This is a genomic window from Marivivens donghaensis, from assembly GCF_030410045.1.
Classification (GTDB): Bacteria; Pseudomonadota; Alphaproteobacteria; order Rhodobacterales; family Rhodobacteraceae; genus Marivivens; species Marivivens donghaensis.
On sequence record NZ_JAUFRA010000004.1, the window covers coordinates 159564 to 175592 of the forward strand.

Sequence of the window (16029 nt, forward strand, 5' to 3'; positions counted from 1 at the left end):
GCAAAGCCCCTTGCGCCAATCGGTCGCGCCTACTTTGGTGGGAGAGACAGGGCTGGCATTTTGTGCAGGTTTTTGGCACATGGCGCGTCATGGACACGCGTATTGCAGCTTGGATTGATGGCGAATTGCAGCCCCTCGATAAACTCGAGGTGCATCAGCGCGGGCTGCGTCATCCTGCGATCAGCGTCTTTATCACGGGGCCAGAGGGCATTCTGCTGCAACGTCGCGCGGCGGCGAAATATCATACGCCGGGTCTATGGGCGAACACCTGCTGCACCCACCCCCACTGGAACGAAGCCCCCGCCGATTGTGCGCTCCGCCGCATCGACGAGGAGCTCGGCATCACGGGTGTCGATCTCACGTGGCGGGAGCAGGTGGAATACCGCGCGGATGTCGGCAACGGTTTGATCGAACATGAGGTGGTTGAGGTCTACGTCGGCCACGGCACCCCTGAGGTGACGATCAACCCTGATGAGGTCTGGGAAACCAAATGGATGACGCTCGAGGCGCTCGACGCGGCCCTTGCCGCAACGCCCGAGGCCTTTACCCCGTGGTTGCGGATCTACCTCGCCGATCACCGTGACGCGATATTTGGGTGATTACTGGCTCTCTGGGATCGGAAAGATCGTGTCGTAGAGCCAGTTAAAGACAAACGCGTAGCTAAGGTAAAACAGGCCGAGCGAGATATCCATCATCAGCGCGGTCCAAAAGCTGACACCCAGATAGACCGCGATAAAGGGTGTGAGCAGGGCGAGCAGACCTAGTTCGAGCAGGATGGCGTGAAGGATACGGATCACCACTGTCTTATGCACCGTTCCGCGAAACCGCAGCATCGCGTGGTCAAAGCCCCAGTTATAAAGGTAGTTGAACACCATCGCGATTGTGGCACTGACAACGGTCACAACGCCCATGCAGTGCATCGGCTGATGAAAGAGCCACGCGCCGACAGGTGTCGCAACACAGAGCGCGATCACTTCGAAACTAAGGGCGTGGCGGATACGGTCGGCTGTCGTGCGCATGGGGCGTCCAAATGAAAACGGCGGCCCATGGGGTCGCCGTTCATCATAGATCGGGTTGGATCAAAGACCCAGTTTTTTCATGACCAAAGCGTTCACTGCAGCAGGGTTTGCCTTGCCGCCTGTCGCCTTCATGACTTGGCCCACGAACCAGCCTGCCAGTTTCGGGTTGGCTTGCGCCTTTTCGACCTGAGCGGGGTTCGCTGCGATGATTTCGTCAACGGCAGCCTCAATAGCGCCGGTGTCGGTTACCTGTTCCATACCTTCAGTCGCAACGATCTCTTCTGGATCGCGGTCTTGGGTATAGGCGATTTCGAACACGTCTTTCGCGATCTTGCCGCTGATCTTTTCAGATTTGATTAGGCCAACGATCTGACCCAGACGCGCCGCCGAAATCGGACTTTCGGTGATGTCTTTTTCGTCTTTCTTTAGACGACCAAAGAGTTCGTTGATCACCCAGTTCGCAGCGAGTTTGCCGTCGCGGCCTTCTGCAACCTCTTCAAAATAGATCGCGTTCGGCACTTCGGCGGTCAGCACCGAGGCGTCATAGTCCGACAGACCAAAGTCGTTGATAAAACGAGCTTTCTTTTCGTCAGGAAGTTCGGGCAGGGTTGCTGCGATGTCGTCAACCCAAGCCTGTTCAATCTCCAGCGGGAGGAGGTCGGGATCAGGGAAGTAGCGGTAATCGTGCGCTTCTTCTTTGGACCGCATCGAACGAGTTTCGTTCTTGTCCGCGTCATAGAGACGGGTTTCCTGAACGATTTCGCCTCCGTCCTCGAGGATCGCGATTTGACGGCGGGCCTCAAAGTCGATTGCCATCTGGATGAAGCGCATGGAGTTCATGTTCTTCAATTCGCAGCGCGTGCCGAGGTGACCGAAGTCGCCCGTTTCCATGAATTTCTCGTAGGCACCGGGACGGCAGACGGAAACGTTCACGTCAGCGCGCAGGTTGCCGTTCTGCATGTTGCCGTCACATGTGCCGAGGTAGCGCATGATCTGACGCAGTTTGCCGACATAGGCCGCAGCTTCTTCGGGGCCGCGAATGTCAGGGCGGGACACGATTTCCATCAGTGCAACGCCTGTGCGATTGAGGTCGACGAAGGACATATTCGGGTCCATGTCGTGGATCGATTTACCCGCATCCTGTTCGAGGTGGATACGTTCGATGCGGACCTTACGTGCGGTGCCGTTGCCCATTTCGACCAACACTTCACCTTCGCCCACGATGGGATGGTAAAGCTGGGAAATCTGGTAGCCCTGCGGAAGGTCAGGGTAGAAATAGTTTTTGCGGTCAAACGCGGACCAAAGGTTGATCTCTGCCTTCAGGCCCAGACCAGTGCGAACGGCTTGTGCCACGCAACCTTCGTTGATGACGGGCAGCATACCGGGCATGCCAGCGTCCACGAATGCCACGTTAGAGTTCGGCTCTGCGCCGAATTCCGTCGAAGCCCCAGAGAACAGTTTTGCCTTGGTCGCGACCTGCGCGTGCACCTCAAGGCCGATCACGAGTTCCCAATCGCCGGTCGCCCCTGCGATCACTTTGGGTTTCGGAGCTTCATAAGTGAGGTCGAGCATCGTTTTGTCCCTTTTCCGCAACGGCTCTCTCTTAGGGTTTTGGGGCGGGCGCGGCAAGGGGCGGGGCGGCGGACTTCGGCCTAAAAAGCACCCCATTTTACAAAATGACTCGACCTAAGGGCGATTGATCGCGCAACTATGCGGCGATTGAAACAATTGCTGCCTGAACATGCGTCCCTTTTTAATGATTGCCGCCGTTGCCCTGTCGGGCTGTTTGCAGGTTCCTTTTCTCCCGTCCACGCCAGAGCCCGAACCACAGGCTTTGCCGTTGATGGGCTGGGATATCCAACCCGAAGGCCCTGAGTGGACGGAAGCAACGCTCGAAGCGATCAACGCGCATGGCGAGGTTTTGTTGTCTTTGGTGCCTAAAGATATCGACGAATGGTGCCCCGGTTACATTGAGGCCGATACCGAAGATCGCGCCGCGTTTTGGACGGGCATGTTTTCGGTCCTCGCCAAACATGAAAGCACATGGAACCCGCGTGCCGCTGGCGGAGGAGGGGCTTGGATCGGTTTGGTCCAGATCGATCCGCGCACGGCCAAGGGTTATGGATGCAACGCGCAATCCGCTGAAGAGTTGAAAGACGGTGCTGCGAACCTGTCTTGCGCCGTTCGGATTGCAGCCCATACGGTTCCGCGCGATGGATATGTCGGCACAGGGTCCGAAGGGTTGGCGGCAGATTGGGGACCGTTCCATAGCGAACGCAAGCGATCGGATATGGTCAACTGGACCCGTTCGCAGCCATACTGCGCCGGATGATCCGAACCGCTGCCATAGTTCTGACGTTTCTTGGGGCACTGCCCGTTGCTGCGCAATCGCTCGCCGATGCGCCGCCGCCTGTCGTACGGCCTGCGACACTCTACGTGCCACCTCCCGCGCCGATTTACATCAGCGGCCCGATCACCGACGCCCCACGACCAACCCGACGGTCATTCTATATCCCTCGGGCGCGGTGGGATCATCGGGCAGGCACGCAGCGATGGTCTTTGGCGTTGATGGGGGCGCTTGCGGGGTCGGCGTCGGGGCTTGCCAACACGACACCGCGTGACATTGACGATTGGTGTCCTGCCTATGCGGAAAACCCGCCGCACCTGCGTCGTGCCTTTTGGGTCGGCATGATGTCGGCGCTGGCCAAACACGAAAGCACATACCGCCCCGAAGCCGTTGGCGGGGGCGGACAGTGGTTTGGCCTTCTGCAGATTTCGCCACCTACAGCGCGGCATTACGGGTGCCTTGCGCGAGATGGTGAGGCGCTCAAAGACCCCGTTGCCAATCTGGGATGTGCTGCACGGATCATGGCGACGACCGTTCGTCGCGATAACGCGATTGCCATCCGTGATGGTCGCTGGCGCGGGGTGGCTGCCGATTGGGGGCCGATGACAGACCCCGTGAAAATCGCGGAAATGTCGGCTTGGACCCGCAGGCAGAGCTATTGCGTCCCGCTTAGCTCTCACCGACCCGTGGCGCGACCCGCTGACCTAGAGGCGCGGATCGCAATGATGGAGGGCTAAGCCCCCAACATCCGCGTGACCATTTCCGTCATATCGCGGCTCAGTCCATCCGTGGCGAGCATCCGTTCTAGTTCCGCGCGGATCAAGGCCTGACGGTCCTCGTCATAACGTTTCCACGTATCGAACGCCGTTGAGACCCGCGCCGCCGTTTGCGGGTTCGCCGCGTCCAGTTTGATCAGCCAATCCGCGAGCAGACGATAGGCGCTTCCGTCTGGGTTATGGAACCCAGCCGTGTTCCCTGCGAGCGATGAGAACAGAGCGCGGAACCGGTTCGGGTTGCGCCAGTCAAACGCATCATGTGCCGCCAGTCGTTTCGCGGTCGCGGAGGCGTCCTCTGGTTCGGCAAGCCCAGCCTGCAGGCTGAACCATTTGTCCATGACCAGACGATCCCCATGCCAGCGACGCTGGAAGTCGTTCAGTTCATCGTCGCCCACCCCAATAGACACGAGTGCCGAAAGTGCTGCGAGCTCTTGGGTCATGTTGTTGGCCGCCGCGAACTGGCGCTGGGCGGTTGCGCCTGCGTCTGTCAGCGTGATGTAGGACAAGGCCGCATTGGTGAGCGCACGTTTGCCCGCATCCTCGGCTTTGGGGCTGAAATCGCCCGTGACCTGATGGAGCAGGTAAAGGTTCGCCAAGGTCGGCCCCGCATGGTCCGCAATCGCCCGTTTCAAACGTTCGCGTTCGGCGTAAATCTCCCACGGATCAGGCGTGTAGCCCCCCGCAGAGAGCGCCTGCGCGATGTCATCCACGCTCGGCAGTGCGAGGAGGAGGGCGCGGAACGCAGGGTCCAGCGCCTCATCCGAGATCGCAGCGTTCAGCGCGGTCAGGAATGCGCCATCTACCTCAGCATTCTCGATCACCATCAGGACCAACAGGTCCCGTGCAAGGCTGCGCGCGGCTTCCCATTTGTTGAACGGGTCCGTGTCGTGGGTGAGGAGAAACTGACGGTCCTCAATACTTTGATTGTGATGCAGAATAACGGGCGCAGAGAATCCGCGCAGGATCGACGGAACAGGCCGTGCGGCGAGCCCTTCAAAAGTGAACACCTGTTCGCTTTGGGTCATTTCCAGAACGGTCGTCGGGACGATTTCATCGCCGTTTTGGCTCAGGAGACCCACAGCGATCGGCAGAACCATCGGCTGTTTTTCCGACTGGCCTGGGGTGGCGGCGATATCTTGGCGAAGGCGAAGGCTATAGGTGCCATCGGTGAAATCATCGCTGACATAGACGTGCGGTGTGCCTGCCTGCGAATACCACAGTTTGAACTGGCTCAGGTCGCGTCCTGTCGTGTCCTCGAACACTTTAATCCAGTCCTCAATCGTGGCGGCCTGACCGTCGTGGCGATCAAAATAGAGGTCGAGCGCGGATTTATACGCCGCATCGCCGACCAACCGTTTCAGCATCCCGATCACCTCGGCGCCTTTTTCATAGACGGTGACGGTGTAGAAGTTGTTGATCTCAACAAAGCTCTCTGGACGGACGGGATGGGCGAGGGGACCTGCGTCCTCGCGGAACTGGCGGGCGCGCAGAGTGATCACATCGTCGATCCGTTTGACTGCATGGGACCGCATATCGCCCGTGAACTGCTGGTCGCGGAAAACGGTCAGTCCTTCCTTGAGGCAGAGCTGGAACCAATCGCGGCAGGTGATACGGTTGCCCGTCCAGTTGTGGAAATATTCGTGGGCGATGATCGCCTCAATCCGTTCAAAGTTCGCGTCGGTTGAGGTCTCGGGCGAGGCGAGGACACAGGACGAGTTGAAGATGTTCAACCCTTTGTTCTCCATCGCGCCCATGTTGAAATCATCCACGGCGACGATGTTGAACACGTCGAGGTCGTATTCACGGCCATAAACCTCTTCGTCCCATTTCATCGACCGTTGCAGCGCGCCCATGCCAAAGGCGCATTTGCCGATATCAGAGGGGCGCACCCAGATGTTCAGGTCGACATGGCGGCCTGATTTCGTGGTGAAATCCCCGCGGTGGTTTAACAAATCGCCCGCGACCAAGGCAAAGAGGTAAGCCGGCTTTGGCCAAGGGTCCGACCATTCCGCCCATCCATCGCCCGCGCCCATAGGGTTGCCGTTCGACAGCAGCACGGGCAGATCGCTTTCGATCCGAACGGTGAACGGGGCCATGACGTCTGGACGGTCGGGGTAGTAGGTGATTTTGCGGAACCCTTCGGCCTCGCATTGAGTGCAATACATGCCGTTCGACATATAGAGCCCTTCGAGAGCGGTATTGGTGATCGGGCTGATCTCAACCTCAGCTTCCCAAACAAAGGCCGCATCAGGCGCGTCTACTTCGATCCCGCCGTCAACATCGCGCACAACGACAGGGGCGCCGTCGATGGTAGCAGAGATCAATTTCAAGTTCTCGCCATGCAGGAAGAAACGACGATTGGGGCTATCAGGGTTCGGTGAAAATTCGATCCGCGACAAAACCCGCGTTGCGGTATCAGCCAGACGAAACGTCAGATGCACGGTGTCGACCAGATACCCGAACGGCGTGTAATCCTTGAGGTAAATGGTCTGAGGGGCGGCGTTCGTCATCTGCGTCTCCTGCGTGTGGGCTGCAAAACACTGGCGTTTTGCGGGCAACGTTCTACTTACCTATTGCGGAACCCGCGAGGCTTCAACGGTCGGCTTTTCGCGGTGCAGATTAGGCCTTGAGCAAAACGATACAATGTCAAAAATACGTAAAAAATCTGATTTCCCGTCAAAGGTTTGCGCCACATGTGGGCGGCCCTTTGTCTGGCGGAAAAAATGGGAAAAAGTTTGGGATGAGGTGCGCTATTGTTCCGACCGTTGCCGGTCGGACAAGCGCAAGGCCTCGGCCTCTTAAACAGCTAGTTTCGCGGCATAGGCCCCCAGCTGGTCAGCGACGATGCCCCAGCCATCAAAGAACCCCATATCTTTGTGCTGCTGGGCCGCTTCAACACTGCGATGGCGCGCTGTCGCGGTATAAAGCGTCTGCCCGTCCTCTGTGTCCTCAAACGTGATGATCGCGGTCATGAACGGCTCTGGATTTGGCTTCCAGCCTGCGGTGTAGGTGTCTGTAAAGACGAGTTTTTCACCTTCTACAAGTTCAAGATAGACCCCGTTGTTGTCCATCATGTTGCCTTCGACATCAAAGGTCATATTGCAGTGACCGCCAACCCGTAGATCAATGTCGCATTTGGCAACACGGTGGGGCGCGGGCACGAACCAATGCACCAGATGTTCCGGCGTCGTCCAGCAAGCCCAGACCGCTGATCGCGTGGCGGGCAAAACTCGGCTAAAGGACAAATCAGTTTCGGTGAGGTCGGTCATGTCAGAAAGTCCTTTGGCGAGATGTCGCGCCGACTATCCGCCCACCGAGATTTCCAAGCAACTATAAAATGAGCAAACTGCGCGTTGTTTCAGCCCTGCAAATTTGCAGACAACAGTCTCCTACGCTGAGCCTTTTCATGACTTTCATCAGCGGCTAACGTGGCGGGCAACGCAGTAAGGGCAGGCAATCATGACGCGTCCCGTCATTGGAATTATTGGCAACTCCGCACTTTTGAACGACAGCTATCCAACGCACGCTGGTGGCACGATGAACTCTTGTGCGGTGTCGAATGTGGCGGGCTGTATCCCCCTCATTATTCCCGCTGATCCTGACTATGTGACCGTGAATGAACTCTTAGAGGTCTGTGACGGGTTCCTGCTCACGGGTGGGCGGCCCAATGTGCACCCTAGCGAATATGGTGAAGAGGAAACCGCAGCCCATGGTGATTTCGACCGCCGTCGCGATGCGATCACCTTGCCGCTGGTGCGGGCTTGCGTGGAACGGGGGCAACCTGTTCTAGGGATTTGTCGCGGGTTCCAAGAGGTGAACGTCGCGATGGGCGGCACGCTCTATCCAGAGATCCGTGATCTTCCGGGGCGCACCAATCACCGCATGCCACCTGACGGCTCGCTCGAAGAGAAATTCGCGCTGCGCCATGTGGTCACGCTCAAAGAGGGCGGTGTGTTCCATCAGCTTTTCGGCACGACCGAAGTCATGACGAACACGCTGCACGGGCAGGGGATCAAGGACGCGGGCGCCCGCGTTGTGATCGAAGGTCACGCGCCCGATGGCACGCCCGAAGCGATCTATATCAAAGATGCGCCCGGGTTTACCTTATCCGTTCAGTGGCACCCCGAATGGAATGCCGCGAATGATCCTGTATCGCGCCCTTTGTTCACCGCTTTTGGCGATGCCGCGCGGGCGTGGGCCGCGGGCGGTCAGACCGCCCTACGGGTTAGCGCTTAATCACAGACGGATGAGATGCGCCTCGTGCTTTTTCAGGCAGCGGCGGGCCGTATTGCCATAGCTGTTTGGCATCGCACGAAGTTCAGGGAAAATCGCAAAGAGCTCTTCGCGGGCTTCGTCTTTAATCGCGGATAGACCAACATCACCGGGATGGAAGCTCTCGGTCGCGGCACCTTCGGCAAAGACGATCTCGTGCTGGTCGAACATCATGTGGATGTAGGTGACCATGCCACCTTCTTCGCGGGTGACAGCCTTGTTGTCGATGAGGTGACGCGCGGATACGAGAACCTCGGTTTCGCCAAAGAGCAATTCAGCGCTGTAGCCTTGGAACAGCATGCGGTGCTGTGGGGACACCAGCAGATCGGATTCGAGACCCGTCAGAACGTTCGGGCGAATGCGAATAGGCGCAAAGCGATCAATTGCAGGAACCGTGCGCGATTGAATCCAGCGGATCGGCTGCAGACCGTGGTCGCGGGTTACGACAAGGTCACCAGGACGCAGGGTTTCGATCGGACGAGCACCACGTGGGGTCGCAATGCGCGTGCCCGGCGTGAAGCAAATGATGTTCTCGATATCGGTGAAGTTCAGCAGCGTGCCGTCATCGAGTGTGACCGAGCCAGAGAAGCTGCCCGTGCCATCATCGGTCGCGACGAGCGTCGAACGGTCGGCCAACATGCCCAGTTGCAGCGTGTCGCCAGCGCCTTCGCCCGTGATGCCACCGTCGATGGTGATCGTGCCGTTACCCGTTTCGAGGTAGTCGTCGAGGATAAAGAGGTCATCCCCGTCACCACCCAAGACGTTATCGCCTTCGGCAAAGGTGATCGTATCGTTGCCAGCGCCGCCATATAGAACGTCAGCACCTGCGCCGCCGATAATGGTGTGGTTACCTTCGCCAGCCACAACAGTATCGTCGCCGTCACCCATCGAAATGGTGTCGTCGCCTGCGCCCGTATCAACGGACTGAGACCCAGCCGCACCAGTGACGGTGTCGTTACCGCTGCCCGTGATAACCTGTTCGATCTCAAAGAAATTGATTTGATCGGTGCCAGAGGTGACAGAGCCATTCTCAGCCGCGTCAAAGACAACGGTGGCGTCTGTGGTCAGGCTAGAGGCATCGATCACGTCGCCGTTGATTTCGCCCGTCTCGCCACCCACGGCAGAGTCAGAGCCGCCGCCAACTTCAAAGACGAAGGTGTCGTCACCCGCTTCACCGCGGAGCGCGTCATTGCCAGCGCCGCCATAGAGCGTGTCATTGCCATCACCACCCGAGGCTAGGTCGTTACCTGCGCCAGCATAGATCGTGTCGTTGCCTGTGCCAGCTTCGATAACGTCACCGTCGCCAGAAAAGGTCGGCAGGATATTGTCATTCGCATCAACGTGATCACCGTCAGGATCGCCGTTGTAGGAGGTATCAATGATGTCATCGCCAGCGGTGCCCGAAACCGTGCCGTCAGACAGCGGCACACCAATCGCACCCAGTGCGAGCGGGTTCGACAGGAGGGTCGGGGACACACCATAAAGCGTGATGGTTTCGCCGTTCGGGAACAGCAGTTGCGCGCTGCCACCGTTGTCTTGGACAACGACGTCCCAGATGTTGACAGGGTCGCCATTGGCGTCATGCAGGTCGGACACGTCGATCTGGTCGTTGCCAGAGAAGGTGCCGTCGCCGTTGTCGGTCGGGCCTTGGAAACCGTAGACCGTGTCGCTGCCGTCGCCATCCGAGAAGATGACCGTGTCAACTTCGGCATCAGGTGTGGTCGAGGCAGGCTGGCCAATAGTGTAGGTGTCATCACCTGCACCTGCATCAATCACATCCGCGCCCGCACCTGTCGAGAACAGATCGTTGCCAGCAGAGCCGATAACGGTGTCGTCGCCTTGGCCCAGCGAGAGGCCTTCGACCTCGGTGAACGATAGGGTGTTGGTGCCGTCAGTCAGGGTGCCAGATTCTGGGGTCGATAGGTTGACGGTCGCATCGCCCGTGAGGGCCGTTGCATCCACAACGTCGCCATAGCCTGTTTCGCCAGTGCTGCCAGCGTCAAAGGTATCGTTGCCAAAGCCGTCGGTCAGAACCAGTGTATCGCTTGCATCGCCGCCGTAGATAACGTCATTGCCTGCGCCCGCGTCGATCCGGTCGAGGCCAGCTTCGCCATAGATGGTGTCGTCGCCGATACCTGCGAGGATCGAGTCATTGCCCGCGCCAGCTTCGATGATGTCGTCGTTCGCGCCTTTGTTAGCCAAAACGTTGTCGGCATCGTCAACGCGGTCGCCATCGGGGTCGCCGCTATAGTTCGTGTCGATAGCGTCATCGCCCGCGGTGCCAGAGATGGTGCCGTCAGAGAGCGGAACACCAATCGCAGCGAGTGCGAGCGGATTGGTCATGACGGTCGGATCAACGCCGTTTAGCGTGATCGATGTCCCGTCAGGGAAGTTCAGTTGCGCAGAGCCGCCGTTGTTAGTGACGGTGATGTCATGAACGTTGACCGGATTGCCTTGGCCATCGGTGAGGCCGCTGACGTCGAGTTGGTCGATGCCTGTGAATGTGCCATCGCCATTCGGGGTCGGCTGCGCGAAATCGTAAACGTAGTCATTCCCATCGCCATCATTGAGGATGATGAGGTCAGCATCTGTGTCCGCACCAAGGTGAATGGTGTCGTTGCCTGTGCCGCCGTCGACGGTATCCGCGCCTGTCCCTGCAAAGACAACGTCATCGCCCGCGCCAGTCGAGATGCTATCCGCGCCCGCGCCTGCATCCACTGTCTCAGCCGAAAGGATACCTTCGCCGCTGGTGAACTGGTCGTCTTGGCCCGTCAGGACAAAGTTCTCGATCTCGACAAAGTTGGCGATGGTGCCGCTTGCGCCTGCCGAAACTTGACCAGATTCAAAGCCTGTTACGTTTATGGAAACGCCAGATGTCGCGATGTTTGAGGCGTCGATGGTGTCATAATCGGTGCCCGTTTCGCCACCGTAGATCACGTCCAGACCGTTGTTGTCGTCCAATAGGAACGTATCTTGGTCTTCCGCGCCCGAGAGGGTGTCATCGCCCGCACCACCGCGCAGCGTGTCATCCCCAACTTCGCCATACAAAAGGTCGTTGCCCGCGTCGCCGACCAAGAGGTCATCGCCAGCGGAGCCGTATGCAAGGTCATTGCCGTCACCGCCGTAAATGGTCGAGCCCGTCAGGTAAGCCGTGCCGCCTATATCGTCGATAACGTCGTCGCCAGCGCCGCCGTAAACGGTGTCAGCGCCTTCGCCGTAGAAAATCGTGTCGTTGCCGTCACCACCAAACATGGTGTCGTCGCCGTCACCACCGTAGAGGTAGTCGTTTCCTTCGTCGCCGTAAACTTGGTCGTTGCCCGCGCCGCCGACGATGGTGTCCACACCGATGCCGCCGTAGACGATGTCGTTACCATCGCCCGCGTCGATGTTGTCGTTGCCGCCCGTCGTGTCAGGGATGGTGTCAAAGTAAACGTCAGTGACGTTGATACGGTTCGAGACGTTCGTGCCGATGTTGTCGAATTCGATCTCAATTCGGGACACAGGCCCCGCAATATTCACGAGGATCGAACCGAGGTCTTGGCCAGGGGTTTCGTTGACCGCAACAGGGTTTGCCGTGACGGTTTGACCGCTTACGGTATCGTTGCCGCTGGCCGTGATGGATACAGTGACAGGATTATTGTTGATGTCATAGGCGCGCAGGATAACGCGGTCTTGCCACCCGTTGGTGTCGATGTCGTTGATGCGGAAGGTGACGTTTTCGACGGCGTTAGAGTAGCCAGAGCCCGCTTGGGCGTTAAACGTCAGGGTGCTGGTGCTGACGTTGGCGCCACCGTTGCCGTTGATTTCAAGGCTGGAGACGCCGTCAAACGGTTCGCCGCTGCCGACATACATGGCCTCATCAGTGCTGGTCGTTGTCGACTGAAGCGCGCCATCGTTGTTTTGGCTGAACGTAACATTCATCGACCCAGTGGATTGGGTGAAGCCGCCAGACAAGTTGGTGTTGTTGCCCCAAGCGCCGTTGTTGGTCCAGCTCAGGTGCTCTGTGTTCGATGTTAGCGTCGCGCTGGCGCCTTCGCCGTAGATGGTGTCGTTGCCCAATCCACCAAGGATAGAGTCATCGCCAACGCCGCCTTCGATCGTGTCGTCATTCGCGCCGCCATCAATCCTGTCGTTGCCAGTGCCACCAAAGATTTGGTCGTTGCCGTCGCCGCCAAGGATGCTGTCAGCGCCCGCGCCACCGTAAACCGTATCAGCACCAGTGCCCGCATTGATGGTGTCATTCCCATCTTCGCCATAAACGATGTCCGTGCCAGCACCAGCTTGGATAGAGTCATTGCCCGTGCCGCCATAGATGACGTCGTTGCCGTCGTTCGCGATAACTGTGTCGTCGCCGCCGTTGGCGTAGATCGTGTCGTTGCCCGTGCCCGTTGTCGCTGTGGTGGTGTTCGTGTCGTAGATCAGGTCTGAACTGTTAGTGCCGACGATATTCGCATCACTATTGGTCGTGCCCATGATGATGCTGAAATTGGGGTGGGAAGCGACGTTGAAATTGTAAGCGCCCGACTGAAATGACCCGCTCGGTACGAAATAGACCGATCCGTTGGTGGCGAGGTAGTAGGTGCCGCTCACCGTCGTGGTGTTCACGATAATGAGGAACGTGTTGTAGTTATACTCGAGAGAGCCCGTGCCGATTGTCTATGCGGCCGTGAACGAAGTCGCGGTCGTGGACACCGTATCATTGGTGTCCAGGGACGTTCCGTTCAAACTAACGAGATAACCAGTAGGCATCGTACTTCCACACTATTCAGCGCAATCGAATCGGACTGCGGGCATTTCCTTGAGAATAGGTATGGGTAGCTACTGGGGCGTTAATTGGGGCCTATCGTGGTGAGTCCGTGGCGAATTGGGGCATCATTATGTCCAAAAGGTTAGAAAATTTGCTCCATTTGGAAACAGTGCCTTTCTAGACGAAGCTATAATCGCGCCACAGAGGAAGGCTCCGAGGCCTTTGTTTCGTCAGGCTGAACAATGCATTGGCCAATGCAGGCGCCGCTGGGGGCGTTCCTGGCTCTCCTACGCCACTGATGTGAGGTGCATTTTCCAGAACATTTACTTCAATTTGCGGGCAACTCGCCATGCGGAGGCCGTCGTAGTCGGGGAAGTTGAACTGATCGACTTCGCCGTTTGTGTGTGTGATCTCACCGTGGATGGCCGCGGTTAGGCCGTAGATGCAGCCGCCCATCATCTGGGCCTTGATATTGTTCGGGTCGAGGGCGACGCCCGGATCACATGCAATCCAGACGTTTTCGATTTTGATGCCTCGGCCCGTGTCGCGCACTTCGGTGACTTGGGCCACGGGGGTGCCGAACGAATAGGTAAACGCCACGCCGCGCCCGACGCCCGCGGGGAGCGGACTATTCCAGTTCGACATGTCGCGAACTGTTTCGAGGACTTTGGCGCTGGGCGCGTGTTCTGGGGTAATGAGTTCCAGACGAAACTCAATCGGATCGCGTCCCGCAGCATGGGCCATTTCGTCGATAAAACTGTCAAAGAAGAAGCCGCCGTAGCTCGCGCCCACAGACCGCCAGAACCCAACGGGGACGTCGAGGTCGGCTTTGTATCCACGGACCCGATAGTTCGGAATGGCATAGGGCTGGTCGTATACGCCTGCGACCAGTTCATTGTCAGGCCCACCCATCGCACGACCGAGCCAGCGTTCCATCGCTTGATGCGAACACGATGGCGCTGCGACATCGGCAGAGAGCATCACCGCTTTGCCGTCCTGCACAGTGCCTGACAGGCGGGCAATTGCGGCAGGGCGGTAGAAATCGTGGCGCATGTCCTCTTCGCGGGACCATGTGACCTGAACGGGCGTGTCGGGCATTTCGCGGGCTACACGCGCGGCGAGGACGGCAAAGTCATATTCCCCACGTCGTCCAAAACCGCCGCCCATAAGGGTCGTGTGAACAGTGACTTGCTCGGGCTCTAAACCAACGGCCTTTGCGCACCAATCGCGCACGAGGATCGGACCTTGGTTCGGGGACCAAAGCTCTAGTGCTGTGCCCGTGTAGAGCGCGGTGGTCGTCATCGGCTCCATCGTGGCATGGGCGAGGAAGGGGACGCGGTATTCGGCAGTGATCTCGGCTGGAACGCTCTCAACATCGCCTTCATCGCGGGCGGTGCTGTTCGGGGCGCCGTCAAATGCCTGTTCGATGACAGCAAACTGGGCGGCAGTGTCGGCAGGGTAGGTCGCGTCCTCCCAGTCAAAAACGATTGCTTCAGCCGCCTGCATGGCGAGCCACGTATTTGTCGCCACCACCGCGACACCATCACCAAGATCGATGATCTTTTCAACGCCATCCATCAGGAGCGCCTCAGAGGCATCAAACCCACGCATGCCAGAGCGTTTGGGGTTCATCTTGACCGTCGCGAACCTCATGTCGGGCAAACGCACATCGACGCCATAAGTCGCGGTGCCCGTCGATTTCGCGACCATGTCGGTGCGGGGCTGCGAGGTACCGAGGATTTTCCAGTCGCTCGGATCGCGTAGGGTAACGTTTCGCGCAGGCAAGGCAGCGGCGTCGGTCGCGAGGTCGGTGTAAGGAATGGAAGTGCCATCAGGCGCGATGACCATGCCCGTTTCGGTCCGCAGGTCTGTCGCCGCGACGTTCAGCCGTTTGGCGGCCGCCTCGATCAACATTTGCCGTGCCTGCGCACCTGCATCGCGCATTTTCACATAGGCGTCGCGGGTTGAGGTTGAACCGCCCGTCACCTGAAGGTTCAGGAATTTCGCAGCATTCCCAACGAATTCGGCTGCATCGTGCACCCAAGGTTTGCGTTGGTAGTCGATCACAGGGATCGCGTTGCCCAACAGCGCTTGGTTGAAATACGCCTTCGCGGGGGGACCATGGATCACTGTGATCTGATCGAGCGTGACATCCAGTTCTTCTGCGACAAGGGCTGCTAGTGTGGTCTGAACGCCTTGGCCCATTTCGGCGCGGGGGGCGACAATCGTGATGCCCGAGGCGTCGATCATCACATAGGCATTTAGCGCGGCACCTGTGTCAGGCGTCAGCGGGTTCGGTGGCGTTTCGACCATTTTGTAATAGCCGAACGCCGCGCCGCCTGTGACAGCAACAGCGCCAAAGAGAAACGTGCGGCGAGCGATTTTACCGATGCGGGACATGATCACGCCTCCTGCAGTTTTTTGGCGGCGTCATGGATCGCGGCGCGGATACGGGGGTAGGTGCCACAACGGCAGAGGTTGCCGTTCATCGCCTCGTCAATATCGTCGTCGGTGGGGGCTGTGTTCTGCGCGAGGAGGGCGGCGGCTTGCATGATCTGGCCTGACTGACAGTAGCCACATTGCGCGACCTGATGATCGATCCACGCCTGTTGGACCACGGCAACGGAACCTGGCGTGCCGATCCCTTCGATGGTGGTGACAGCACCCCATACATCGCCGAGCGCGACCTGACAGGACCGAACAGCCTCCCCATCGATGTGCACAGTGCAGGCACCGCAGGCCGCAACGCCGCATCCATATTTCGTGCCCGTCAGGTGGAGCGCGTCCCGCAGCACCCAGAGCAAGGGCACATTATCGGGCAAGTCCACCGCATGGGCGGTCCCATTGATCGTCAGTGTCCGTGCCATC

Annotated in this window: 12 protein-coding genes; 5 read left to right on the forward strand and 7 right to left on the reverse strand. The window is 58.6% G+C overall.

Annotated features, from left to right (window positions below):
- Positions 1-89 precede the first annotated feature (89 nt).
- Positions 90-599, forward strand: coding sequence for an isopentenyl-diphosphate Delta-isomerase (gene idi / locus QWY83_RS04250; RefSeq protein WP_249946444.1), 510 nt, complete (start codon positions 90-92; stop codon positions 597-599).
- Here idi and QWY83_RS04255 read toward each other — a convergent pair whose 3' ends face one another.
- Complete coding sequence (locus tag QWY83_RS04255) at positions 600-1019, reverse strand: PACE efflux transporter (RefSeq protein ID WP_249946443.1); 420 nt, start codon at positions 1017-1019, stop codon at positions 600-602. It lies immediately after the preceding gene.
- A 60-nt stretch (positions 1020-1079) separates the two neighbouring features.
- Positions 1080-2591, reverse strand: coding sequence for an Asp-tRNA(Asn)/Glu-tRNA(Gln) amidotransferase subunit GatB (gene gatB / locus QWY83_RS04260; RefSeq protein ID WP_067549361.1), 1512 nt, complete (start codon positions 2589-2591; stop codon positions 1080-1082).
- A gap of 169 nt (positions 2592-2760) precedes the next feature.
- On the opposite strand from gatB, the gene QWY83_RS04265 reads away from it, so the two are divergent.
- Both QWY83_RS04265 and QWY83_RS04270 read left to right on the forward strand, forming a co-directional pair.
- The gene (locus QWY83_RS04265; protein WP_249946442.1) at positions 2761-3351 is read left to right on the forward strand and encodes a lytic transglycosylase domain-containing protein; all 591 of its coding nucleotides are present in this window, start codon (positions 2761-2763) and stop codon (positions 3349-3351) included.
- Positions 3348-4103, forward strand: a complete 756-nt coding sequence (locus QWY83_RS04270; protein WP_249946441.1) for a transglycosylase SLT domain-containing protein — start codon at positions 3348-3350, stop codon at positions 4101-4103. Before QWY83_RS04265 ends, QWY83_RS04270 begins: the two co-directional genes overlap by 4 nt.
- Here the strand turns inward: QWY83_RS04270 and pepN are convergent.
- Positions 4100-6652 (reverse strand): aminopeptidase N, encoded by a 2553-nt coding sequence (pepN, locus tag QWY83_RS04275; protein WP_249946440.1) that lies wholly within the window; start codon positions 6650-6652, stop codon positions 4100-4102. The two genes, QWY83_RS04270 and pepN, sit on opposite strands and share 4 nt — an antisense overlap.
- Before the next feature lie 133 nt (positions 6653-6785).
- Here pepN and QWY83_RS04280 point away from each other — a divergent pair, with 133 nt between their 5' ends.
- On the forward strand, positions 6786-6944 hold the full coding sequence (locus tag QWY83_RS04280; protein WP_082959408.1) for a DUF2256 domain-containing protein: 159 nt from the start codon (positions 6786-6788) through the stop codon (positions 6942-6944).
- Here the strand turns inward: QWY83_RS04280 and QWY83_RS04285 are convergent.
- Entirely contained in the window at positions 6941-7411 is a 471-nt protein-coding gene (locus tag QWY83_RS04285) for an SRPBCC family protein (RefSeq protein ID WP_249946439.1), read from the reverse strand. The two genes, QWY83_RS04280 and QWY83_RS04285, sit on opposite strands and share 4 nt — an antisense overlap.
- Before the next feature lie 190 nt (positions 7412-7601).
- Between QWY83_RS04285 and QWY83_RS04290 the strand changes: the two genes are divergently transcribed.
- On the forward strand, positions 7602-8378 hold the full coding sequence (locus QWY83_RS04290; RefSeq protein ID WP_249946438.1) for a gamma-glutamyl-gamma-aminobutyrate hydrolase family protein: 777 nt from the start codon (positions 7602-7604) through the stop codon (positions 8376-8378).
- Here QWY83_RS04290 and QWY83_RS04295 read toward each other — a convergent pair whose 3' ends face one another.
- The 3 genes from QWY83_RS04295 to QWY83_RS04305 form a co-directional block, all read right to left on the reverse strand.
- Positions 8379-13019 carry a Hint domain-containing protein gene (locus tag QWY83_RS04295; RefSeq protein WP_249946437.1) on the reverse strand — a complete coding sequence of 1547 codons (4641 nt, stop codon included), beginning with the start codon at positions 13017-13019 and terminating at the stop codon, positions 8379-8381. It abuts the gene before it with no gap.
- 319 nt (positions 13020-13338) lie between these two features.
- Positions 13339-15561, reverse strand: coding sequence for a xanthine dehydrogenase family protein molybdopterin-binding subunit (locus tag QWY83_RS04300; protein WP_249946436.1), 2223 nt, complete (start codon positions 15559-15561; stop codon positions 13339-13341).
- Between the two features lie 2 nt (positions 15562-15563).
- On the reverse strand, positions 15564-16028 hold the full coding sequence (locus QWY83_RS04305; protein ID WP_249946435.1) for a (2Fe-2S)-binding protein: 465 nt from the start codon (positions 16026-16028) through the stop codon (positions 15564-15566).
- Between the last annotated feature and the right edge of the window lies 1 nt (position 16029).